The organism is Deltaproteobacteria bacterium (assembly GCA_011375175.1).
GTDB lineage: Bacteria > Desulfobacterota > GWC2-55-46 > GWC2-55-46 > DRME01 > DRME01.
In genome coordinates this window covers 13,192-36,310 of the sequence record DRME01000004.1, presented here as the reverse complement: position 1 = coordinate 36,310, position 23,119 = coordinate 13,192, and the positions used below count along the sequence as shown (strand labels likewise).

Sequence of the window (23,119 nt, the reverse complement as noted above, 5' to 3'; positions counted from 1 at the left end):
TCAAGCGTTAACCGCCGAGCACTCGTGGAGGCTCTGATTTATTTCGGGGGGTGCCGGGAGCAACTTTCCTGGGAGAGTCTCCCATGGGCGGTAGAGCCGGGTTTCCTTGAAGGACCGCCCGGCCATGCCGCCGGCGTCCAGGCCTGAGAGGCCGTTTCCGTGCTCCATGCCGTGACCTGCTCCAGATACACCCTGCGGCTGCGGGCCGTCGATGCCGTAAGGCTGCCGCCCTTCAAGGGATCGGCCCTGCGCGGCGGCCTGGGTCGCGCCCTGAAGCGCGCCGCCTGTATGGTCAAGGGCGTGGAATGCCTGGACTGCGCCTTCCGAGCGACCTGCCCCTACGCCTACCTCTTCGAGACGCCGCCACCGCCGGACGCCGCCATGCTCCGCCTATACCGTTCCGTCCCCCACCCCTTCGTCCTCGAACCGCCGGACGACGGCATTACGTACTACGAGCCCGGCCGAACCTTCGAGGCCGGGGCCGTGCTCGTGGGCAGGGCCGTAGACTACCTGCCATGGTTCGTGCGGGCCTTCGTCGGATTCGGACGAGCGGGCGCCGGCAGGGGACGCGGCAGGTTCACGGTCGAGGCCGTCTGCGACGGCTCGGACGGAAAGGTCGTCTACGACGGCGTAAGCGAGAGGTTCGGCGCCACGGCTGGCGTCCTGAGGCCGGCCCGCGGCGCGACGCTGCCCATCCGGCCCGGCGGCGGGCTGCGCCTTCGCCTGCTGACGCCGCTTCGCATCGTCCACGGCGGCTCGCTCGTCTCGGACCTCGCCTTCCACCACCTGGTGAGAACGCTTCTTCGCAGGCTCTCGGCGCTCGCCTGGTTCCACTGCGCAGTGAGACTGGAGCTCGACTTCAGGGGGCTCATCGAAAGGGCGTCGGCCGTGGAGAGGGCGCACGCCGACCTCCGCTGGCACGACTGGGAACGCTACTCGTCGCGCCAGAAGACCCGCATGCGCCTCGGCGGACTCGTGGGGACGGTCGTCTTCAGGGGGGTGGACGCCGGGTTCGCGCCCATACTGCGCCTGGGCGAGGCGCTGCACGCCGGCAAGGGAGCCACCTTCGGACTCGGACGCTACGTGCTGGAAGGAGAGTGAAGGGACGGCGCTAACCGCCTCTCCGTCTTCACGCAAAAAGGCTTCATATTGCCTTCAAGCAAATATAAACATACGCTTGACACCGGCGCCGTGATCAGTGTAATATTACGGTGCGTCAGCGGCCGGACATCCATCGATAAGCCATCCCAACGACCGCCTGCCATCTGACGGTTCCGGCGGCCTGAGCCATCGACCAGGCCGTCAGTCTATATCGGGTCTGCCGGCGGTGCCGCAGGGCACCGGTCCGGTATCTCTTCTCTCTTGCAGTCGAAAGCCTCTCTCGACTCTCAAGCTATGCCCTCATCGCCAGGCCGAAAAAGATTTCTCGTCGTCGTCGAGACCCTGAAGGTAAAGGACTATCTCTTCGCCTCCCCCTTCCTGCGCGAGGTGCGCGGCGCCAGCATGCTGCTCGACAAGCTCAACACCCATTGCGTCGGAAAGTGCCTCTCAAAGACCACCTGGTCCGGCGGCGTCGAAGAAGTCTACTTCGGCGGAGGATCGGGGAGGGCGCTCTTCGAAAAACGGGAAGAGGCCGACGCATTCGCAGCTCGTGTCAAGGACCTCTACAGAGAGTACACCGTGAACGCCCGGGTCTCGGCTCCTGTCGAGGAGCGCAGGGAAGGCGAGAACTTCGCCGGGTGGGTGGCGAGGGCCGTGGGCCGCTCCAGGGAGGAGAAGCTCGCGGGCGGCTGGGCAGGCCCGGCCGTAGGCGGGCGATGGGTGAGGCCCTGCACCTCCTGCGGCGCCTTCCCGGCCGAAAGGCCCATGGCGGACATCCAGGGCGAACACATGCTGTGCCGGTCGTGCCACTGCAAGAGAACGGAGATAAACTACTTCTACAGGTACGAAAAGTGCAACTGCAGCCGCTGGCTCCCCGTCAATCTCGAAAAGATCAGGAATGAGAGGCCGGACTTCATACTCTCCTTCCTCGCCGGCGAGCTCGACCGTCGGTACGGCAGCGGGACAGAGCTGCTGCTGCTTCCGGTCGACTTCGACGACATCGGCGAGGCGTCGCGGCCTGGAAACTACATGGGTCTCATTTACGCCGACGGCAACCGCATGGGCGAGGTCGTCAAGGGGATCGGAGAGCGATTCGGCGACGAAGAAGAGTGCAAGCAGGCCTACAGGGCCTTCTCCGAGATAGTCGACAGGGCCACAAAGGAGGCGGCCGCTGAGGCCGTCATAAAACACGTCGGTTTCAAGGAATACGACAACATCGACATCAATGACGGCGAAAAGTGGAGCAGCGCTGCTCTTCTTGGGGCGACCAGTTTCAAGGAATACGACGACATCGACATCAATGACGGCAGAAAGGGCAAGGGCAGGTACGTACCGGCCGAGTTCATCATGGCCGGCGGAGACGACCTCATACTGGCCGTTCCGGCTCACTGCGCGGTGGAGACGGCCGCGACTTTCCTGGAGCTCTTCCACGAGAAGACGAAGCTTCTTCAACAGGAGTGGATCGCCTACGGACGCCTCAAGAGGCCTTTCCGCGAAGAAGGACTCTCCACATCGGCGGGGGTCGTCGTGTCGCACTGCACCTACCCGGCGGTCATGCTCGTCGAGCTGGCCTCGGAGCTGATGAAGTCGGCCAAGCGGCGGGAGGCGCAGGAAGGCTGCGCCATGGGGACGCTCGATTTCATGGTGGAGCACAGTTCGGTGAGCGAGTCACTCAAGACGAGGCGCAAGGAGTACGAGCGCCGCCACGATGGCGAGACCGTGATGCTCACCGAGCGGCCCTATACGCCCGACGAGACCCGACGGCTCGTGGAAACCATAAGGAAGATGAAGAAGGAGAGTTTCCCCCGCGGCAAGCTCGAGGCGCTTTACTCTTCTCTCTTTCAGGACAATGTATTGCAGGCCCGGTTCGACTCCATCTCCCTCCTCGCAAGACTCAAGGACGGGGGGACGCTCACGTCTGAAAATACCACGGAAAACCCCTTTGTTTCCTTCTTCTTCGGTACAGGGAAGTTCGATGTTGACAGATTCCCTTTCCGGCGTCGCGGAGGAAGATGCGCCTCTCCCCTGTCGGAGCTTGTTGAGCTCTATGACTTCGTCCATCCCCGAAGACAAGGGACGGCTCCATGACCGATACGAAGCTTGTCTACACACTCGAGTTCGACTCCCCCGTGGGGGTATTCACCGGCCTCGGCGTGACCGGGCTCCTGGACAGGACGGTGGTGCGGCGGAGCGACGGAGCGCCATGCATACCGGGCTCCACCGTCAAGGGGCGCCTGCGGTTCTTCGTCGAGCGGGTCTTGCGCGCCTCTCAAGGCAAGTATCACGACTTTACCATGCACGGTGAGGACAAGCCGCTATGCAAGGAGGCGGACCGGGCCTGCGTCGTATGCAGGCTGTTCGGCGCCCCCGCCATCCCTGCGATGCTCCATTTCAGCGACGCCGTGATGGACGGCGCGGTATGGGAGTCCCTCAAAGAGGCCGTGGGCGGCCTCCGCCACGGCCCTGTCTTCAGGCCCGGCTCCATTGTGCGGCCCGGCGTGGCACTCTCGCGCCGGACGAGGCGGGCCATGGAAGATCACCTATACTTCGACGAGGTCGTCGGACCCGCGGTCTTCAAGGGAAGGATCGTCTGCCGCGGGCTGAAAGAAGAAGAGATCGCTTTCCTCAAGGGCGTTGCGCGGCTCGTCGACGCCGTGGGCGGCCGCAAGGCCGCGGGACGGGGACGCCTCAGGGGCGGCATAGTGATAAGGGAGGACGAAGGATGACGGGACGGACGGCCTTGGAGATAAGGCTCGACTCGCCGACCCTCATAGCCGCAGGGCCGCCATCGTCCAATCTCGTCGATACGCTGACTTTCATCCCCGGCAACACGCTTCGCGGCGTGCTCGCGTGGCGGTACATAGATGAGGGCGGAGACGCCTCCTCCCCGGAGTTCAAGCGACTTTTTCTGGGCGACAAGCTCTCCTTCGGCTTCGCCTTCAAGGACGGTGCGCAGGCGATACCCCTCTCGGCCCGCACCTGCAAGTACTACGGGGGGTTCAGGGCCGACGGAGGCCACGGCGTAATGGACCTGCTCGCATCGAACGGCGAACTCCGGTGCGAGTATGAGGACACTCCCTGCAGCAAGCCCCTGGACTACTGCAATGGCTTCTACGACCCCATGCGGTTCAGGGAGGTCGGCGTAACGAGAAGGCTCGTCACGAGGACCGCCATAAGCCGCGCCAGGGGCTCGGCCGACCACGGCAGGCTCTATACGCAGCGGGTCATGGAAGAGGGGCAGCGCTTCGTGGGCCGCATCTACGGTGACGAGGACCTCGTGGCTAAGATAAGGAAACTCGTGGGGGACGGGTTCGAGGTCCGCATCGGCAAGGGCGTGAGCCGCGGTATGGGATGGGCGCGGGTCTCGATGGCCGGCGAGGCGGCCTGGGCCTGGCCTCCGGCCGGCGCGAAAGAGCGCTTCGAGGCATTTAAAGAGAAGTTCGGGCGGCCCGTGCTCGCCGTTACGCTGCTTTGCGACGCCCTCTTCACCGACGATTACCTCCGTGACAGGACGTCTCTTACCATAAAGGACCTCGAGCCGCTCGGCATAAAGGTGAGCGACTGGAAGGAGGCGCCGGCAAATGTCTTCGCCGCCACCCGCAGGGTCTTCGGGTTCGACGGCGAGCCCATAGGGCTCCCGAGGACGCCGAAGACGGCGCTTGCGGCCGGCAGTGTCTTCCTCTTCGAGGCCGAGAAGGGGGTCGATAACCCTTGCATACCAGATGGCGACGGCGTCGGCTTCATCGGCGAAGGGAGGCTCGAGGGCTACGGCAGGGCCATGCTGTGGCACCCTTTCCATGTGGAGGCGGAGCGGGAAGACGTCGCCGAAGGGCTGCCGGGCCGCGACCTGGACTCAATCCTCGCCGAGAGGGCCGGGGACCTCTATGCCCTGGGGTTCGGGCCGTCACGGATATCGTCCTCTCAGATGGCGGCCCTCGCCGAACGCATAAGGCGCGCGAAAGACCTTGAGGAGGCGGAGGAGAATATTTGCAGCTTCATCGACAACCAGTTGGGCAAGCTCCGGAAAGGGGCCGAGCGTACCGGCAAGAAGGGTTCGTGGCTCCTTGAAGGGAGGAGAAGGCGCGAGAGCCTTGGCGACCTCTTCAAGGATTACGTGGTGAAGGAGAAGCGCTACAGGCGCGGCCTCTGCGCCGGCGGCGCCGAAGGACTCGATTTGCTGCGCCGTTTCTGGAGGAAGTTTCATAACAGATACCGCATCGAGGCAAGCTTCAAGGAGCCCGTGCCGATGGACTGTTGTAAGGAGGAGGAATAATGATGAGCGGCACTACCATGAAGGACCATGGCGTTCTTGCAAACCGCTACATATTCACCGGCACACTGGAGCTCAAGACCCCCTTGCGGCTCTCCAGCGGTGTCGCCTCCGACGAGACCGACGCACCGCTCATGCGTGACGCATCGAGGAGGCCGCTCATCCCCGGCAGCAGCCTGCGCGGAGCCGTCCGCTCCGAGGTGGAGCGGATAATCGGGGCGGGCGTAGTCAAGGGCCTTAAAAGCTGCACGCTCTTCACCGGGGACGACTGCAACGAGAAGGCCAAGGCGTTCCTCGAAGAGCTCGAAGACGGTGGGGTGACCGACAGCGCGGAGCGGGAGGAGCGGCTCATGAATCATATACTGACCGCCCACTGCGACGTCTGTCGGCTCTTCGGCTCTACGGTCTTCGCCTCAAGGCTCGTATTCCACGACTCCGTCCCGCTGAAGAGAGGTGAGCACCGCGACCGGTCCATCATCAGGGACGGCGTGGGCATCGACCGCGACACCGGGGCGGCGAGAGAGAATGTGAAGTTCGACTACGAGGTGCTGGACAGCGGCGGCCTCTCTTTCGGATTCGAGATGACGGCGGAGAATATCGAGAAGGAGGGAAGCGATCATCTACTCATAAACATAGCCTTACTCGTGCTCAAGGGCGGCATCCACGTGGGCGGCAAGCGGGCTGCGGGGCTGGGACTCGTGAAGCTCAGCGATGTGAAGGTCAAGGGCTTTGACGACACGGCGGCCATGCTCGAGATGCTCGCCAGGGGAGAGGAGCCTCTCAGTGAGAAAAAGATAAGCTGGTCCTTTGAAATCTTCGATCCTTCGGCATCTTCGAAATCGGGGCCTGAGGTGTAGCGATGCTCAAGAAGAAACTTTGCGAGGCGGTCATAACCTGGAGGCTCAAATGCGATGGACCGCTTCTTATAGCGGACGGAAGGTACGAGAAGACGAAGGGAGACAAGGCGCCCCACAAGGTCTTTATAAGCCGCACGCCCCTGCGGGATGTGAAGAAGAAGGTGAAGGAGGCCGGCGGCGACGGGGCCGGGCTCGGGGTGCTCGATTTCTACGTCCCGGCCACGTCGATCCGCGGCCCTTTCCGGGCCCAGGCCGAGAGGATAATCCGCACGCTCTACAATGGCGATAAGCCGGCAGAGGCGGCCTGCGACCCCTTCGAGCAGGACGGCGGGAGCCGCTTTCGCTCCTGCGGCAAGCGCCTCGAAGGAAAAGCTGACGTATACAAAGAGGCGTGTCTCGCCTGTAAGCTCTTCGGCCTCGCCGGCCATGCGAGCCGGATCACCTTCGCCGACGCCGACGTGAGAGGCACGTCGGCCTTCCGCGACATGATAGGCATAGACAGGTTTACAGGCGGCGTCTACACCGGGGGAGGCGGTGGCGGAGGCGCCAACATGAGGTTCCACGTGCTGGAGGGGGCGGAATTCGAGACTAAGATCACCGTCGTCAACTTCGAGCTCTGGCAGCTCGGTCTGATGGCTTACGTCCTCAAGGACTTCGAGGACGGCCTCGTCCAGATCGGCTTTGGAAAGAGCAAAGGGTTCGGCGCTGTGAAAGGCGAGGTCCGGGATGTGAAGTTGTTCTACCCGAAGGAGCGGTGCGCGGGGCGCCTTGTCGGCGTGGGGTCGCTCGTGGAAGAGGAGGAGAGGAAGAGGTACGGATTCGTCCAGGACGATGAGACGAGTGAGGAGGTCCTGAAGCGTAACGGCGTCGGCGGTTCTCTCTCGCTCTACGAGAAGTTCATCCCAACAGAGCCCCAAGGTTTCTGGAAGGCCGCGGCCGCGGCCTTCAACGGTCGCATGGACGAGATGAACAAGAAGTCTTCCGACGGCTCCGGCGGTGGAGGCGAGAGCTGATGGCCGTTATAGGTTTCTTCATCGCCGGCGCCAATGAGCATCCGTCTTCGGTAAAGCCGGATTGTTTCGGCCTGTGCTTCGCCTGGTTGGAGTCGCCCGTCGCGGCAAGGCTCGATCTTACCGACAACGTCTCCTGGAGTATACCAGATATCTGGCCCCAGGGCCGCATATTCGGCGAAAACGGCGAGTACCGCTGGCGAAAGAAGTCGGACGGTAAGCTCCATTGCGTGCTCATATTAGACGATGGCAAGATGCCCGATGAGTTCGGTGGAGAACTGGAGCTTGAAAAGACCGGCGATGCCGGGCTCATCCTGTGGGGCGAGCCGGTGGACCCGGCAGGGGACCCCGAAGGCGGTGTCGGGATGGTGGTCTTTCATGACAACACCATACCGGGTTATTTGAAATACCCCATAACGTGGGGTAAGGTCGGTCAGCACGCAAAGGCAGCACCCTGTCTCACTGTGCGCAGGTACAGGGGGCGCAACGGCAGCGGCGAGTTCGAGCGCTGCTTGGCCGTGAAGATGGAGATATTCGGTGGTGAGGAAGGGGGATAGACGAGTGAGCGGAGAGTTCAAGCCATCGGTGAATCCCTACAACTTCGTCTCTCTGAAAAATGGGGAGAGCAAACGGGGGGCTCCAGTACTGTGGCACGACCTCGGGGAGCTTTACACCGGAAGGCTCGTATGCACGCTGGAGGCGAAGAGCCCTCTCTTCACCGCCGACCAGCGCACTCCGGCCCCGAACGGAGCGGGCGGCCAGAAGGTCTTCCGGTTTCTCAGGAACGGAGCGGACAAGCCCATCATCCAGGGCGCCTCCATCCGCGGCATGGTGCGAAGCGTCTTCGAGGCCGTGACGAACTCGTGCCTCCCCCTGGCGGCGACCGAGGGCGGAGTCAAGCTCGGTAAGCGTACCAGAGAATTTTCTTTCAAGCCTCTGGGGGAAGAGCACATGCGATGCCGCGGCCCCGAAAGCCTGTGCCCGGCCTGTCGCCTCTTCGGAGCCATCGAGGGGGAGACCCTGCACCTGCGCGGCAGGGTGGTCTTCACCGACGCCGTGCTCGACCAAGGATGCTCCCTCCAGGAAGCTTACAAAGCTTACATAAGACTCGCGGAACTCTCCGCCCCCAAGCCATACCACTACGCCATATACAGCGGCAACGGGCTGTGTAATGGTTCCATCGCCGGCCGCAAGTTCTATTACCACCACGAAGGGTTCGAGGAGCCTGAAGACGTAGGGGACAGGTGGTCGAAGAGGGCCTGCGGCATAGAGGAGTACGCCCCGAGTGGCGCCAGGTTCGACTTCGACGTCCTGCTCAATGGGCTCACTGATGAGGAACTAAAGACGCTCGTCCGCGTCATGGTGCTGGAAGAGGGGCTCGGCCACAAGGTTGGGATGGCAAGGCCCTTGGGCTTCGGCTCGTGCTCCATAACCATAAAGTGGGACGAGTCCCGCGTCCACCGCGGCGGGGAGCGCTACAAGAAGGACGGCGGGGAATCAGTAAAGGCAGACGAGCTTAAGAAGGAAGCCGAGGCGGTCACGATACCCGACGAGCTGATGGGGCTTCTTCGTCTTGACAAGCACGAACACGCGGAGATCGGCTACCTCCGGTATAACAACTACAAAGGTGTAGGCATAGATAAAAACGGCTGTTACATGAGAGGCGGCCATGGCGGTTCCGGCGGCTCGTCCGTCCGTGTCGAGTCTTCTGACAAAAAGTCTTCTAAAGAAGATCGTAGGTCTGCGAATAAGAGGCCGCCACGGAGAGGCGACAAGCTCATGGTGACGATGATGGGGAAGAGAGGCGACATATTCACGCTCAAGCCCGATGATGCAGAATGCTTCTCCTGCAGGGTCTCAGGGGGCTACATCAATTGGCGCGATGGAGAGAGACACAAGGTCAAGGTGCTCGAAGTAGGCGGCGATTTCAGGATAAAGAAGGTAGGGCCCGCCTGAGGCGACATCCCGCCGTGGCGGGATAAGGAGATTGCGTTATGGCGAACAGACCGCCCCGTATGACGGTGGAGTTCGGTATCGAGGTGATACGCTCGCTCTTCAGGACGAGCAACATCATGATAGTATCCCTCATCATAGGTTTTCTCGTCCTCCTCGGGGTCTTCTCCAACAGCCTGTTCGCCATCCTTACAGGTAACTGCTCCAAGGGCGTTCTGTTGGGCCTGCTGCTCTTCCCTGTTTATTTGTGGTGGTTATATCGTGAGAGCCGGAATGCCGCGGGCCACGTGAGGCTGCGGATCCAGCAGGACGATTCCCCCCAGGAGGTCAGGGCGCTCGTCATATTCCTCAGCCCTCCCCCCAAGGACCTTACCGTCGAAGAAATCAAAGAAAAAGGGCTGGCCGGTCTCCTTGCCGACCGGCCGAGGCTCGAAAAAAGTAAGGATATTTTCAAGAGCTGGTTCATGCCCTTCCTCGCCTTTTCCTATCACCTCGCCCGGCTTGAACGTGTCGTCGTATGTCCGTCCATTGACAGGGAGGTGGGAGGAAAAAATATAGAGGGCACATGGCGTCACTACGAGAAGTTTGAGGAGATGAGCCGTTTGCTCACGGGCAAGAAGAATATCAGTTTCGTGTCGGCCGGCGACCTCGATGAGCGGTGGCGAAAGGGCGTGGACTTCGAGGACGCCGACGAGCTCGTAAGGGCCGTCGAGGCGGCCTACGAGTACCTCGGCGGTGTGGGCATAAACGCCTGCGACATACTGGTTGATATAACCGGCGGCCAGAAGCCTCCGACCGTAGCCGGCGCTGCCGTGGCGCTCGCCGAGGGGCGCCGCTTCCAGTACGTCAGTACCGTCGACTACAAGGTGAAGACCTACGACATCACCTACAGGACGGACAGCTATTGAATCCAGGCGGTGTCCCGTACTTCCAAGTCTTTGTAGTCCTTGAGCAGATAGCCGCGTCAGTCGCTGTCGTTGAAGGGCGGATTGGCGGTGACGCAGTCAACCCCGCGGTCGGCATGGAGGTCGCGGTACTTTGTCTGCAAAGCGGACCGAGCTGCAGGACGCCAAAATTTTTCGATTCCTCTCGCCCCTATCCCTCTCTCCGAAGGTCTCCGGCGAAAAAGACTTGACAGTCTGTTGCGCCCGGTGTATATTCTCCCACCGGAAAATAATCGCAGGTGGCCGCAAAGGCCTTGATAGGGAAGTACGGTGCAAGACCGTCGCGGACCCGCCGCTGTAACCGGGGACGAAAGCCGCATCGTAAGCCACTGTCCGTAACCGGGACGGGAAGGCGCGGCGAGTAGGACGATCCGGAAGCCAGAAGACCTGCCTGCGATGATATGACGTCGCCCGCGGCCGTCGTGGTGGTCGGTCGCGGCCGTATCCCCGTGGGTGAAAAACGGCATCCCCGGACCTCTTCTCTTTTGGAGGTTCGGGGTTTTTTTATGGGCCGGGGCCTTCCCGGCGAAGGCCCCGCGGCAAGGTGCTTCGGAGTCAAGGAAGCTCTGATTAATTACCCTGAGGGAACCTTTTTGTAAAAAGGTTCCCTCAGGGTAATTAATCAGAGTTTCCTTAAGGGAAGGGAGTGGGAAGCTCCCGCCGCCCCGCGACTGTAATCGTGACGAAAGCCGCATCGTAAGCCACTGTCCGCAGTCGGGACGGGAAGGCGCGGCCGGTAGGATGACCGAGAGCCAGGAGACCTGCTTCGAAGCTGACGATATCCCGATTCCCCGAGGGGGGAGAAAGGAGCGCAAACGATGAAGAAGGTATGGTTTGCTCTGGCGTCGCTTCTTGCGGCGTCGCCGGCCTCGGCCGGAGACGACGCCGCCACACCCGTCATGGCCGAGGTGGTGGTGACGGCCACAAGGAGCGGCTACGACGCAACGCGCGTGCCGGCCAGGGTGGAGGTGATCGACTCTTCCACCGTGGAGCTCACAACCGGCGACACCCTGACCGAACAGCTCAAGAAGAACAGCTCGGTCGACGTCATCGAGTACCCCGGGGCCCTGGCCGGCATAGGCATCCGCGGCTTCAGGCCCGAGTTCTCGGGCATCACCAAGCACTCGCTGGTGCTCGTAAACGGCAGGCCCGCGGGGGCCACCAACCTGGCCGCCCTCCTTGCCGACAACATAGAGCGGATCGAGGTCCTCAAGGGACCGGCCTCCTCTCTCTACGGCGCCGAGGCCATGGGCGGGGTGGTGAACATCATCACAAAAAAGAGCACGGGGCCTGCAAGTGGCATGGTCGAGGCGGGCCTGGGCTCCTTTGCCACCAATTTCCAGAAGTTCTCCGTCGGCGGCTCCCTGACCAAGGCCCTCGACCTCGACGTCCACGCCGGCCGCTACGACCGCTCCGGCGACTACGATACGGGAGACGGCCGCACAAGGGCCAACACGACCTATGAGACGGAGAACGGCGGCCTGCGCCTCGGCATCGACATGGGCGGCACATGGCGGGCCGACGCAGCCGCGGACTTCTACCGGGGCCGTGACATCGAAACTCCGGGCGACATCTTCTACGGCGACTCGAAGGCGGGCTACAAGGACCTGGACCGCTACGGCCTCGACCTCACCGTGGGAGGCGGCCTCGGCCCGCACAACCGCGTCACCCTCACCGTCTACAAGGCGAACGAGACCTCCGAGAACTACAAGCGCTACACCGGCTGGTCCACGCCCGTGCCGTCGGACCCCTACCGCAGCTACGATTCGGAGATCGACTGGTTCGGCCTCCAGCTCAGAGACGAGCTCGCCGTCGGGGACCACCGCATAATAGCAGGCTTCGACTATCAGGAGATCGACATGGAGAGCCGGAGCTACAAGACCGACGGTACGAGGAAGGCCCCCTACTCGCCCGACGAGGGACGCACAAACCGGGCGGGCTACGTGGAGACGGTCTGGAGCCTCGGGGGCGGCAGGCTCACGGTCACGGCCGGAGGCCGCTACGACTCCTTCGACGTGGAGACGAGGCCCACGCCGTACAAGACGGACTTCACGCCGCGCTCGGAGGGTTTTTCCACCTTCAGCCCCAGGGCCGGCCTGAGCTACCTCCTCGGCGGGGGCCTGCGCCTGCACGCCACGGCGGGCCGGGCCTTCGTCCCTCCCACGGCCGCGCAGCTTGCCGGCTACTCGGAGCGGGTCGTGGGCGGCGTGACCATGGTGACCACCGGCAACGCCGGCCTCGACCCCGAGTCGTCGGTCACATACGACGCCGGTCTCGGCTACCATAGCCGCCGCCTCGGCATATGGGCCGACGTCACCTACTTCCGCACCTCTGTGGACGACAAGATAACGACCGTAACGAGCGGCTACACCACGACCTACGTCAACAGCCTGAGCGCCGAGATGGAGGGGGTGGAGACGGACGTCTCCTTCGACATGGGGGCGGCGCTCGACTGGGAGCGCTCGCTCTCGCTGTTCGTCAACTCCACCCACATGCTCAGGGCAGAGGAGGAGCGGCCCGGCGGCTCGATGCGCGATATCCACAACGTGGCCCGCTATACCATCAACTACGGCATACGCTACGAGGACGAGTGGGTGGAGGGCAAGCTCCACCTGCGAAGCCGGGGCTCCATGAAGGACACGGATTGGAACGCGCCAGGATACCCGGAGATCCAGTATCCCTCATTCACGGTGGTGGATCTCGTCGTGGCCGTAACCCTGCGCGACCATCACAGGCTGACCTTCAAGGCCGACAACCTCTTCGACAGGTACTACTACGAGAAGAAGGGCTATCCCAAGCAGGGCCGCGCCCTCTTTGCGGGCTACCGCTACGTTTTTTGAAGGAGGTCCCGGTTTGTTCCCCCGAGGGAGCCTCCTTGAAAAACGGACCGCGGCGCCCCCTCCAAGGCGTCACCCGGAGGGCCGGGCCGCAAAGGCGTAAAAAGACCCCGCCTGGCGCGGCCCGGCCCTCCGGGTGACGCCGGGTGCCTCCTGTGCCGCCGGTGACGGCGGTACCGGCGGGCAATAAAACCGGGATACGACCGGGAGGGTTCCATCGAGAAAGAGCCGGAGGTTTTTCGGTCTATGGATATTCTCACCTTGCTGTGCGCTCTTGCGCTTTCCGCATTGCTGCTCGGGGCGGGGAGCGGGACCGGGCTCTCCGCGGCGGGCCGCGGCGGACGTTCCTCGCTGCGCCGTCTACGGGGCGGTGTCGCCGGCGGGGCTGCGCTCGCCGTCGTCCTTGCGGCCTCCGCCGGCCCGGAGGGGGCGGCCGCCGGCGCACCGCAGCTCCTGCTCCTCGCCGCGGCCCTTCTTCTCGGTTGCGGGGCCGCGCTCCTCGGAGGCGGCCATGGAGAGGCCGGAGGGAACGGAGCGCCGCAGCCCTTCGTTCTCCTTTTCGCGGCGGCCGCGGGGCTTTCTGTCCTGTGCGCGCCGGGGCTCGGCGAGCTCATGGGGGCGTGGAAGGCGGCGGCCGCTGCCTGCGCCGTCGCCGTTACGGCTGCGAGCGCGGCGGCGGGCTTCAGGGCCGCCCGTGGAGGCTCGAGGACCGTGCCCCGCCTCCTTGCGGGCTCCATGGCCCTTGGAGCGGCCTGTCTCGTCGTCCTGGCCGTCTCGCCTCCCTTCGAAGACGCGGCGCGGGTCTACCGCCTGAGCATCGAGGGGCCCCGGCAGGACCGGGGCGGTGGAGAGGTCCTCGCCGTCCTCTTCGGCGGGGCCTTCCTCGCCGGCGCAGCTATGCGGCGAAGGAGGGGAGCATGGAAGTGACGGCCCTTCTCAAGTCGTTCATATTTCTTACGGCGTCGTCGCTTCTGCTGCCCGTGCTCGCCATGCTCGCGGCGCTTACGGTCTGGGTCGTCGTCCACGGCGGTTCGTTCTTCGCCCTCTGGCTCGAACGCCGCCGCGCCGGCAGGCCAGCAGACGCCGTTGAGGCCCTGGCGCGCGGCGAGTACAGGAGCTTCGGGCCGGCTGTAGAGACGTTCTGCCGCAGGCTCGCCGAGGTGGACCGCGGCGGGCGGGCCGACGTGGCGGTCATGAGCCTGCTGCGCGAGACGGAGCACCGGCTCTGGAAGGAGCTCGACGTGCTGCGTATCGTAACGCGCGCCGGGCCGGGGCTGGGGCTGGTCGGGACCCTCATACCCATGGGCACGGCCCTCGCCTCGCTCGGCGACGGCGACCTGACGCGCCTTTCCGGGGAACTCGTCGTGGCCTTCACGACCACGGTCGTGGGCATGACACTTGGTCTGTTGAGCCACTTCTTTCATACCGTGCAGCGCCGCTGGGTGGAGGAGGACGTAAGGCACATGGAGATAGCCGCCGAGCTTGCGACTTCGGGGGAGGACGGCCGGTGAGATACCTCGGACGCCGGCCGGTCGGCCCCCCTTCGGACGACGACCCCCTGAGCGGTATAGCCAACCTCTTTGACCTGGGGCTCGTCTTCATCGTCGGACTCCTGCTGGCCCTCTTCGGGGCCTACCACCTCGACGAGCTGCTGCGCGACGACTCCGAGGTGACCATAACCAAGCGTTCCGCCGACGGAACGATGGAGATAATCATGAAGAAGGGTAAGAGGATCGAGGCCCTGAGGCTGACCGAGGAGAAGAGCCGGGGCCGGGGCCGCCGTCTCGGCACGGCCTACCGCCTCGAAGACGGCACGGTCGTCTACGTGCCCGACGACGGTACCTGGGGACCGGGCGCGGGCGGCGGGGGAGGCGCAAAACAATGAAGACGAAGACCCTTCAGCGCGCCGCGGCGCTCCTTCTGCTCTTGCTCCTTGCGCCGGCGGCGGCACCTGCCCGAGACTACCCGCTGGTCTTCACCGATTCGGCGGGCGTGGAGACGAGACTCGATGAGAGGCCGCGCCGCGTGGTGTCGCTGTCTCCGGCGGTGACGGAGATGCTCTTTCGCATAGGAGCCGCCGACGCCGTGGCAGGCATCACATACCACGACACCTCGTGGCCCCAGGCGGCCGGCAAAGAGGTCGTCGGCGGCTTCGTCTCGCCGGACATCGAACGGATCGAGGCGCTGGCCCCGGACCTCGTCTTCCATTCGGCCCTGAACCGGGAGGCGCTCTCCCCTCTCCGGGGACACACCACGCTCGTAAACCTGTCGGCCCGCACGGTGGCCGAGGGCTTCGAAGAGATCGAGCTTCTGGGCCGCATCTTCGGCCGCGAGCAAGAGGCCGCCGCGGTGGTCGCCGAGCAGCGCAGGCTGCTTGAGCTGACGGCGCGCAAGACGGCGCTCATCCCAGCGGAACAGAGGCTTCGCGTCATGCGCATAATGGGGAGAGAGCGCCTCATGGCTCCCGGCGACGACTCGTTCCAGAACGAGTACATACGGGCGGCCGGGGCCATCGCGCCGCACTGGGGCAGGGACGGCGCCGTGGTGCCCGTATCGGCGCAAGAGTGGCTCGCCTTCGACCCCCAGGTCGTCTACGGCTGCGGCGGCGACAGGGCCCTGCTCTCCATCCTCCACAGCGAACCGTGGAACGGGGTCGAGGCCGTGAAGGAGGGCCGCATATACTTCTTTCCCTGCGAGCTCACCTGCCGCGTATCGACCCATGCGGGCTACTTCACCGCCTGGCTCGCCGCCACCGTCTATGAAGACCTCTTCGCCGGTCCCGGCAATACGGTCCTGCCCGCGGGCGTCATAAGGCGCAGGCCCCTGTCCGTCGAGCTCCCCTACGTTGAACGGGCCGAGCTCGTGGAGAGCGACGTCTTTGACTTCCGGAACAAAACACTCGTCGTCACCTTCAGCGAGCCCATGGAGGTGCTCTCAACCCTCGATGGACCGCGAAGCGGCGTTACGGCGGCGGCGAACCACTACTTTCCGCCGCCGGCCTGGGGCCTTGGGCACAGGCTGGGGGTGGAGGGGCTGCGCCGGGAGACCCTGGCGGCGCTGGGCCTTGACCCGGCGTCGACGGCCGTGCTCTTCACGGGTGCCGACATGGACGACGCCGCCGTTGTCACCGAGTCCTTCAGGGAGATGGAGGTAACGGTCGTGGTCACCGCCGGCGTGACGGGCAACGCCATGCGGATGGGCTACGACGAGGGGGCGTTCTACGAGCCGGAACGGCGCGGCCCCGGCACCGTAAACATCATCGTAATGACCAACATGCGCCTTACGGGGCGCGCCATGGCCCGTGCCGTGGTTACCGCAACGGAGGCCAAGAGCGCGGCGCTCCAGGACCTCGACATAAGGTCGAGCTACAGCGGTGCGGCAAACGGCGCGACGGGGACGGGCACGGACAACGTCATGGTGGTCGAGGGACGCGGTCCCCTCGTGGACGCCGCCGGCGGCCACACGAAGATGGGCGAGCTCATTGCGCGGGCCGTGCGTCGCGGGGTGATGCGGGCCGTCGAGGCGGGCAACGGCCTCAGGGCCGACCGGCCGGTATTCCGGCGGCTGCGCGAAAGGGGCATCGAGTTCCACGGGCTGTGCAGCGTCTTCGGCGGCGGGGACCGGCGGCTCTGCGCCGAGGCCGAGCGCTTGCTGCTCGATCCGTTCTACGCCGGCTTCGTTGAGTCCATGCTCGCCGTAAGCGACGGCGTGGAAAGGGGGCTGGTGGCCGACTCCGGGTCCGTCGGCGACTGGGCCGACGCCGTTGCGGCCCGTATAGCCGGACGGCCCGTGCGGGCGGAGGCCGTCGATGTGCCGGGGGTGCCGCCCGTGCTGTCGAGGGCCGTGGGGGCGATCTTCTCGGGGCTCGCCGCAAGGGAGGCGGACAAGGCATCGGGACGTCCGGCCGCCGGGCCGGCGGGGCCGGGACCGTGAAGGCGGCGGCTGCGGCGCTCGCGGCGCTGTTCGCCGTGCTGCTGCCGCCCGTGTCCTCTCAGGCGGCCGACCTCGTCCTCATGGTCATCGACAACAACTCCTACCTCGCAAACCGCGCCGCCGCCGGCCTCGACACGGCCGCCGACGTCGAGGTCGTGGCCGCAGGAGAGCTCGCAGGAGGCGGTGAAAGGCTCCGCCGCTCAATCGACGAGGCGAAGGTCCTGGTTGTGGACGTCATGGGCCGGGAGCTCACCGACTACCTCGACGGCCACATAGGGCTTGCGGGCAAGACGGTCTACGCCCTGCGAAGCTCGGTGGACGACGAGGGGCTGCGGCGCAGGGGCTACATCTTCGACGAAGAGGTGAGCGCCTACTACGACAACATGAGCGTCGGGAACGTGCGCAACATGCTGCGGCTCGTCATAAGCCGCCACCTCGACGAGGGCCTCTCCTACGGCGAGGCGGAACCCGTGACAAGGCTCGGCATATATCACCCCGACGCGGACGGGCTCTTCACCGACGCCGGCGCCTACGAGCGCTGGCTGCGGGGCAGGCCAGGCCACGACCCCCGGAGCCCGCGCATCGGGCTCCTGTTCTTTGCGTCCTTTCTCACCGAGGGGCAGCGCGAGCCGGTGGACTACATTATAAGGCGTCTCGAGGAGGCGGGCTTTTCTGTCACCGCCTGCTTCGGACGCGACGAGGAGGCCGTAAGGAAGTTCCTCCTCGACGAAGACGGCGTGGGGAGGGTCGACCTGGTGCTCGCCTTCTCGCTCAAGTTCTACTCGGCCCTGACGGAGGGTCTGGCCCGGGCCCTGCGAAACCTCGACGTGCCCATACTCTCGGCCGTGAACCTCTACGGGGACACGATCGAGAAGTGGCGGGAGAGCCCCGTGGGCATAGGCTCCACCGAGGCGGCATGGACCATGGCCGCGCCCGAGATATCGGGGCTCGTCGAGCCCACGGTCCTTTCGGCCAAGGAGGAGGTGGCGGACCCCGAGACCTCGAAGAGATACTACCTGAGCCGTCCGGTGGCGGAGAACGTGGAACGCCTCATACCGCGTCTTCGGGCGTGGGCGGAGCTGCGGCGAAAGCCCAACGCCGAAAAGAAGGTGGCCGTCATCTTCTATAACCACAGCCGCGGTAAACACAACATCGGCGCAAGCTACCTGAACGTCTTCGCCTCGCTGCGCGAGATCGCCGCGGCGCTCGCCGCGCGGGGCTACAGGACGGGCGGGGTGCCCGGCGAGCGGGAGCTCAGGGAGACCATAGTGGCCGGCGCGCGCAACATCGGCTCCTGGGCGCCCGGCGAGCTCGATGGGCTCGTCGCCGCGGGCCGGGCCGTCCTCCTCGACATGGAGACCTACAGGGAGTGGTTCTCGCGCCTGCCCGCGGACTTTCGGGAGGCCGTCATCGCCCAGTGGGGCGAGCCGGAAGATTCAGGCCTCATGGTCCACGGAGCAAAGATCGTCATACCCATGGTGCGCAGCGAAAACCTGGTGATGATGCCCGAGCCCGCCAGGGCCTGGAGCGACAACCCGGCCGGCCTCGCCCACGATACGACCCTCTACCCCCACCACCAGTACATCGCCGCCTACCTCTGGCTCAAGGAGGTCTTCGGGGCCGACGCCGTGATCCACCTCGGCACCCACGCAACCTACGAGTGGACGCCGGGCAAGCAGGCGGGCCTTTCGCCGTCGTGCTCGCCCGAGGTGCTGACAACGGACATACCGAACTTCTATCCCTACATAGTCGACGACGTGGGCGAGGCGCTGCAGGCCAAGCGGCGCGGCCGGGGCGTCATGCTCTCGCACATGACGCCCCTGCTGCGCCCTTCGGGCCTCTACGCGGAGTACGCCCGCATGGCCGAGCTGGCCGACGAGTACGAGCGGGCAAGGAGCGTGGGCTCGGTGACGGCCGACGAGAAGTTCAGCGAGCTTGTGAGGCTCGCGCAGGCAACGGGCCTGGCCGCCGAGACCGCGGGCCGCGGTGAGGATCGCCTCCACGGCGGCGCCGACGGGCGCAGCCGTTTCGTCCATGAGCTGACCCACTACCTCGAGGAGATGAGAGAGGAGATGATCCCCTACGGCATGCACACCTACGGCCGCGCCATGGACGCCGACGAGGCGAGGGCCATGGCCGGGGCCGTCGCGGGCCGGAACCCGGACGCCGACGAGGCCGAGGTGGCGCGGCTTGTCGAGGCGTCGGCGCAAAGGGAGATGGAAAACCTTCTGCGCGGGCTCGAGGGCCGCTACGTCGAGCCCGGCGAGGGCAACGACCCGCTGCGAAACCCCCAGGCCCTGCCCACGGGCCGCAACCTCTACGGCTTCAACCCCGCAAGGCTTCCGAGCCGCGAGGCCTGGCGGCTCGGCAAGGAGGCGGCCGACGAGATAATACGCACCCACCTCGAAGAGCACGGCCGCTATCCCCGCAAGGTGGCCGTCGTGCTCTGGGCCGTGGAGCTCCTGAGAAACGAAGGCGTAAACGAGTCGACGATCCTCTGGCTTCTGGGCGTAAGACCGAGGTGGCTTCCATCGGGCCGTGTGGCGGGGCTTGAGGTCGTCCCGGGCCGGGAGCTCGGCAGACCGCGCATAGACGTGCTCGTAAGCGCCTCGGGCCTCTACCGCGACCTCTTTCCCCACATGATCGAGTGGCTCGACGAGGCGGTCGGCCTGGCCCTGCGCCAGACCGACGTGGAGAATCTCGTGGCCGCGGCCGCCCGCCGCGCGAAGGCGCGGCTTATCGAAATGGGGCTCGACGAGGAGGAGGCCCGTGAGCTGAGCCGCCTGCGCGTATTCTCCGAGGAGCCGGGCTCCTACGGAAACGGCGTGGCCGAGGCGGCGGCCTCTCCACGCTGGCGCGACGAATCGGAGATAGCCGACATCTACGAAAGGCGCATGGGTTTCGTATTCGGAGGCGGCAGGTGGGGCGGCAAGGCCGGGAGGCTGCTGGCGGCGCAGCTTGCCGACGTGGACGTGGCCGTCCACTCGCGCTCCTCCAGCCTCTACGGCCTGCTCGACAACGACGACATGTTCCAGTACCTCGGCGGGCTCGCCGCGGCCGTGCGCCGCCGGGCGGGACGGGCCCCGGAAACGCTCGTTACTTCCCAGCTCCGCCCCGGCGCCGTGGAGGTGGAGGAGCTATCGAGGGTCATGGGCCGCGAGCTCAGGAGCCGAAACCTCAACCCCCGCTGGATCGAGGGCATGAAGGGCGAGGACTACGCCGGGGCCGGGGCCATGGCCGACTTCGTCGAGAACCTCTGGGGCTGGCAGGTGACGACACCGGAGGAGGTGGACGCATCGCTGTGGCGGCAGGTCTTCGAGGTCTACGTGAGGGACAGCCGAGGTCTCGACATCGAGGGCTTCACCGCCGGGGCGAACCCCTGGGCCCGGCAGGCCATGACGGCGCGGATGCTCGAGGCCGTGCGCAGGGGCTACTGGAGCCCGTCCGACGAGGTGAAGGCCGAGCTCGCCTCGGAGTACGTGGAGAGCGTGGCCGCCGCCGGTCCGGCATGCAGCGAGCTTGTCTGCGCCAACCCGCGGCTTGCCCGGCTCGCCGCAGACCTTGCGGCGCGGGCGGGCGTGGCTTCTGAAACGGTGGAGACCTTCGTCTCCCTGCTGGAGCGCGCCGCAGGCAGGCAATCGAGGCCAAGGGACGAAGAACTCGAGGAGATCGGCGTCGGCCCGGCCCGGGGCCGCCCTCTCGAGGCGGGGGAGGGGAGCGCGCCTGGAGGCGACGGAACCGTGGAGGTGGAAGGCTTCGCCATGGAGGAGGTGGGGGCCGGGACGGCCGGGAAGGGGGAAGGGCCGCCGCGGTCCGCTGCGGCCGCCACGGCGGCGCTCGCCGCCGCCGTGGCGGCCCTTCTCTTCTACGGCGCGAGACGGGCCCGGAGGCGATGAGCCCTTGCCGCGGGGGCGCCGGCGGCCCCGCCGTTTTTTCCCCCTCTTCCCCCCCCGCCCCCGGGGAGGTCGGCTCGCGCCAGGCGGGGGTGTTACGCCTTTGCGACCCGACCTCCCCGGGGGCGGGGGTTACGGGAATTTCTCTGGAGGGATGCCTATGAGTCTTTACGATCTCCTGGAGCGGGGCGGACCCGTCATGTGGCCGCTCCTTGCCTGTTCGGTCGTCGTCGTAGCGGTGGTGATCGAGCGAGCGGTATTCTGGGTCAGGCTCCGGCTCGGCGGAAGATGCGCCCTGAGGGAAGAGGTCGTGGCCCTTGCCGGGCGCGGGCTCTGGGAGGCGGTCGAAAAGAAGACCGCCGGAAGCGGCGACTACGTGCTCGCCGTGCTTGGAGCAGGCGCCAGGCACAGGCACGGGGGCATGACGGCGGCGATGGAGGCCGAGGCGAGGCGGGCGGAGAGAGAGATGGGCCGCTACATGAAGGCGCTCGACACGATGATAACGGCGGCCCCTCTCATAGGCATCTTCGGCACCGTGACGGGCATCATCACGGCCTTCAGCACGCTCGGCCACGGAGACGCCGCGGACCCGAGGCTCGTCGGCGGGGGCATCGCCGAGGCGCTCATCACGACCGCCGCGGGGCTTGCCGTCTCGATTGCCGCGGTCTTCCCCTACAACTACTTCCGGGGCCTCGTCGACGAGGCCGTCCACCATATGGAAGACTACGGCTCAAGGCTCGAGGCCGCCTGGAGCGTCGGGGGAGACGGCGCGAAGGCCGAAGAGAAGTCCTTTACGGCCCGCCGCGCAGGGAGCCGACCTTGAGGCTGGGCCGAAGAGAGACGCGGGGGCCGCGCATCGAGATGCTTCCCCTCATCGACGTGGTCTTCCTGCTGCTCGTCTTCTTCATCTACGCCATGCTCTCCATGGCCGTCCACCGGGGCGGGCGGGTGGAGCTTCCGGCCTCGCGGGCGGCGGCCGTCGAGACCGGCGAGGCCGTGGCCGTGACCATACGCAGAGAGGGCGAGGCCGTGGAGCTGCTCGTCGACGGCGAGGCCGTGCCCCGTGACGGTTTCGTCGGACTCCTGCGCGAGCGGGCCGGCGGGTCGGCGGACCGCAAGGTGAGGGTCTTCGCCGACAGGAGCGTATCCTACGAGCAGCTCTTCTCCGTGCTCGACATGGTGAAGGAGGCGGGGCTGTCGCGCATCTCGCTCCAGGCAGGCCCCCGGCGCGGCGCAAGATGAGTCCGTCGGCGCGGCTCTTCGGCGCCGTCCTCGCCGCCGCGGCCATCCACGGCGCGCTCCTGAGCGTAGAGCTTCCCCTGCCTGCGGCGGTGACGCCCCCAGGCCCCCGCGAAGAGAGAGACGATGGATCATCGGTGACGGTGGCGCTGGAGGAAGCGCCGCGCCGCGGCGGGGAGAATGAGCGGGAGATGGAGAAAGCGCGGGAGGGCGAAGCCGGAAGCGCCGCCGATGACGAAGGGCCCGCGGCCCTTGCAGCCGCCGCCGATGAGGCGGGGGAGGAGCCTTCCGCCGGTACGCCGGATGGGGCCGCGGCGAAAGAGGCGGCGCCCGGGCCTGCGGCCTTCGTGGAGAAAGCGGACAAGGCCGTGTCGTTGCGCTCCGTGGCCTTCGTGGAGAAGGAGCCCTTGCCCGCTGCCCTGTTCAGGCCGCCGGGGGCGGCGAGCGGGGACGCCGTGAAGGAGACCGCGCCCGATCCTTCGTCGCCCGCCTCGGGCGGAGAGGCGGCGGGCGGGACCGCCGAACCGCCGGGGCGGCAGGGTCCCGGACAGAGCCGTGAGGTCCGCACCGCCTTCGGTCCGGCCGTGCAGCCGGTCCACGGCGGGACGCCTGCGGCGGCGCGGGCGTCCCGCCGCTCGAGCGGAAGGCCCGGAGTCACGGCGGCCGATGGCGGAAGACCCGGCGGCAAGACCGGCGACCCCCCGCCTGGAGGCAGCGCCGCCGCGGCCCGCGGCGGCTCCCCGCCGGCCCGAAAGGACCCGCCGGCCCGAAAGGACCTGCGCCGCGCCGTTCCGCGCTACGACCTCAACCCTCCGCCCCGCTACCCGCGCATCGCCCGCCGCAGGGGGCTGGAAGGGGTCGTCACACTGCGGGTGCTCGTCGGCGCCTCCGGTCAGGTGGAGCGGGTCGAGGTCCTCGCATCGAGCGGCCACCGCCTCCTCGACCGCTCCGCCCTGGAGGCCGTGCGGCGCTGGCGGTTCGTGCCGGCCCTCGTGGACGGGGAAAGGAAGGCCATGTGGGTGGAAGTGCCCGTGCGCTTCCGCCTGAGACGAGCCGGGTCCGCGGAAGCCGCGGGGCCGTGA

The 23,119-nt window shown here is 66.1% G+C and carries 18 protein-coding genes and 2 riboswitches; all 18 genes read left to right on the top strand.

Annotated features, from left to right (window positions below; all coding sequences use genetic code 11):
* Positions 1-159 precede the first annotated feature (159 nt).
* On the top strand, positions 160-1,101 hold the full coding sequence (locus ENJ37_00215; GenBank protein HHL38914.1) for a CRISPR system precrRNA processing endoribonuclease RAMP protein Cas6: 942 nt from the start codon (positions 160-162) through the stop codon (positions 1,099-1,101).
* A gap of 294 nt (positions 1,102-1,395) precedes the next feature.
* On the top strand, positions 1,396-3,189 hold the full coding sequence (locus tag ENJ37_00210) for a hypothetical protein (GenBank protein HHL38913.1): 1,794 nt from the start codon (positions 1,396-1,398) through the stop codon (positions 3,187-3,189).
* On the top strand, positions 3,186-3,827 hold the full coding sequence (locus tag ENJ37_00205) for a hypothetical protein (GenBank protein HHL38912.1): 642 nt from the start codon (positions 3,186-3,188) through the stop codon (positions 3,825-3,827). Before ENJ37_00210 ends, ENJ37_00205 begins: the two co-directional genes overlap by 4 nt.
* A complete protein-coding gene (locus tag ENJ37_00200) occupies positions 3,824-5,374 on the top strand; it encodes a hypothetical protein (protein HHL38911.1) in 1,551 nt (516 codons plus the stop codon). Before ENJ37_00205 ends, ENJ37_00200 begins: the two co-directional genes overlap by 4 nt.
* Positions 5,374-6,228, top strand: coding sequence for a CRISPR-associated RAMP protein (locus ENJ37_00195; GenBank protein ID HHL38910.1), 855 nt, complete (start codon positions 5,374-5,376; stop codon positions 6,226-6,228). Before ENJ37_00200 ends, ENJ37_00195 begins: the two co-directional genes overlap by 1 nt.
* Before the next feature lie 2 nt (positions 6,229-6,230).
* A complete protein-coding gene (locus tag ENJ37_00190) occupies positions 6,231-7,241 on the top strand; it encodes a hypothetical protein (GenBank protein HHL38909.1) in 1,011 nt (336 codons plus the stop codon).
* Positions 7,241-7,795, top strand: a complete 555-nt coding sequence (locus tag ENJ37_00185) for a hypothetical protein (GenBank protein HHL38908.1) — start codon at positions 7,241-7,243, stop codon at positions 7,793-7,795. Before ENJ37_00190 ends, ENJ37_00185 begins: the two co-directional genes overlap by 1 nt.
* Entirely contained in the window at positions 7,776-9,194 is a 1,419-nt protein-coding gene (locus ENJ37_00180; GenBank protein HHL38907.1) for a hypothetical protein, read from the top strand. Before ENJ37_00185 ends, ENJ37_00180 begins: the two co-directional genes overlap by 20 nt.
* A gap of 38 nt (positions 9,195-9,232) precedes the next feature.
* On the top strand, positions 9,233-10,099 hold the full coding sequence (locus ENJ37_00175; GenBank protein ID HHL38906.1) for a hypothetical protein: 867 nt from the start codon (positions 9,233-9,235) through the stop codon (positions 10,097-10,099).
* 256 nt (positions 10,100-10,355) lie between these two features.
* Positions 10,356-10,545, top strand: a riboswitch (cobalamin riboswitch).
* A 185-nt stretch (positions 10,546-10,730) separates the two neighbouring features.
* Positions 10,731-10,919, top strand: a riboswitch (cobalamin riboswitch).
* A 34-nt stretch (positions 10,920-10,953) separates the two neighbouring features.
* A complete protein-coding gene (locus ENJ37_00170; GenBank protein HHL38905.1) occupies positions 10,954-12,975 on the top strand; it encodes a TonB-dependent receptor in 2,022 nt (673 codons plus the stop codon).
* 243 nt (positions 12,976-13,218) lie between these two features.
* On the top strand, positions 13,219-13,899 hold the full coding sequence (locus ENJ37_00165; GenBank protein HHL38904.1) for a hypothetical protein: 681 nt from the start codon (positions 13,219-13,221) through the stop codon (positions 13,897-13,899).
* The gene (locus tag ENJ37_00160) at positions 13,890-14,483 is read left to right on the top strand and encodes a biopolymer transporter (protein HHL38903.1); all 594 of its coding nucleotides are present in this window, start codon (positions 13,890-13,892) and stop codon (positions 14,481-14,483) included. Before ENJ37_00165 ends, ENJ37_00160 begins: the two co-directional genes overlap by 10 nt.
* The gene (locus tag ENJ37_00155) at positions 14,480-14,857 is read left to right on the top strand and encodes a DUF2149 domain-containing protein (GenBank protein HHL38902.1); all 378 of its coding nucleotides are present in this window, start codon (positions 14,480-14,482) and stop codon (positions 14,855-14,857) included. The genes ENJ37_00160 and ENJ37_00155 overlap by 4 nt, the downstream gene beginning before the upstream one ends.
* Entirely contained in the window at positions 14,854-16,905 is a 2,052-nt protein-coding gene (locus ENJ37_00150; protein HHL38901.1) for an adenosylcobinamide amidohydrolase, read from the top strand. Before ENJ37_00155 ends, ENJ37_00150 begins: the two co-directional genes overlap by 4 nt.
* Positions 16,902-20,801 (top strand): cobaltochelatase subunit CobN, encoded by a 3,900-nt coding sequence (locus ENJ37_00145; protein HHL38900.1) that lies wholly within the window; start codon positions 16,902-16,904, stop codon positions 20,799-20,801. Before ENJ37_00150 ends, ENJ37_00145 begins: the two co-directional genes overlap by 4 nt.
* 196 nt (positions 20,802-20,997) lie before the next feature.
* Entirely contained in the window at positions 20,998-21,621 is a 624-nt protein-coding gene (locus ENJ37_00140) for a MotA/TolQ/ExbB proton channel family protein (protein ID HHL38899.1), read from the top strand.
* 38 nt (positions 21,622-21,659) lie between these two features.
* Positions 21,660-22,040 (top strand): biopolymer transporter ExbD, encoded by a 381-nt coding sequence (locus ENJ37_00135; GenBank protein HHL38898.1) that lies wholly within the window; start codon positions 21,660-21,662, stop codon positions 22,038-22,040.
* A 188-nt stretch (positions 22,041-22,228) separates the two neighbouring features.
* Positions 22,229-23,119, top strand: coding sequence for a TonB family protein (locus ENJ37_00130; GenBank protein HHL38897.1), 891 nt, complete (start codon positions 22,229-22,231; stop codon positions 23,117-23,119).

What these genes read in the sequence shown, in the direction of transcription:
- ENJ37_00150 (HHL38901.1), top strand. Translation starts at nt 14,854, where the DNA reads ATGAAGACGAAGACCCTTCAGCGCGCCGCGGCGCTCCTTCTGCTCTTG.
- ENJ37_00170 (HHL38905.1), top strand. Translation starts at nt 10,954, where the DNA reads ATGAAGAAGGTATGGTTTGCTCTGGCGTCGCTTCTTGCGGCGTCGCCG.
- ENJ37_00165 (HHL38904.1), top strand. Translation starts at nt 13,219, where the DNA reads ATGGATATTCTCACCTTGCTGTGCGCTCTTGCGCTTTCCGCATTGCTG.
- ENJ37_00175 (HHL38906.1), top strand. Translation starts at nt 9,233, where the DNA reads ATGGCGAACAGACCGCCCCGTATGACGGTGGAGTTCGGTATCGAGGTG.
- ENJ37_00160 (HHL38903.1), top strand. Translation starts at nt 13,890, where the DNA reads ATGGAAGTGACGGCCCTTCTCAAGTCGTTCATATTTCTTACGGCGTCG.
- ENJ37_00195 (HHL38910.1), top strand. Translation starts at nt 5,374, where the DNA reads ATGATGAGCGGCACTACCATGAAGGACCATGGCGTTCTTGCAAACCGC.
- ENJ37_00135 (HHL38898.1), top strand. Translation starts at nt 21,660, where the DNA reads ATGCTTCCCCTCATCGACGTGGTCTTCCTGCTGCTCGTCTTCTTCATC.
- ENJ37_00205 (HHL38912.1), top strand. Translation starts at nt 3,186, where the DNA reads ATGACCGATACGAAGCTTGTCTACACACTCGAGTTCGACTCCCCCGTG.
- ENJ37_00200 (HHL38911.1), top strand. Translation starts at nt 3,824, where the DNA reads ATGACGGGACGGACGGCCTTGGAGATAAGGCTCGACTCGCCGACCCTC.
- ENJ37_00185 (HHL38908.1), top strand. Translation starts at nt 7,241, where the DNA reads ATGGCCGTTATAGGTTTCTTCATCGCCGGCGCCAATGAGCATCCGTCT.
- ENJ37_00210 (HHL38913.1), top strand. Translation starts at nt 1,396, where the DNA reads ATGCCCTCATCGCCAGGCCGAAAAAGATTTCTCGTCGTCGTCGAGACC.
- ENJ37_00140 (HHL38899.1), top strand. Translation starts at nt 20,998, where the DNA reads ATGTGGCCGCTCCTTGCCTGTTCGGTCGTCGTCGTAGCGGTGGTGATC.
- ENJ37_00190 (HHL38909.1), top strand. Translation starts at nt 6,231, where the DNA reads ATGCTCAAGAAGAAACTTTGCGAGGCGGTCATAACCTGGAGGCTCAAA.
- ENJ37_00130 (HHL38897.1), top strand. Translation starts at nt 22,229, where the DNA reads ATGGAGAAAGCGCGGGAGGGCGAAGCCGGAAGCGCCGCCGATGACGAA.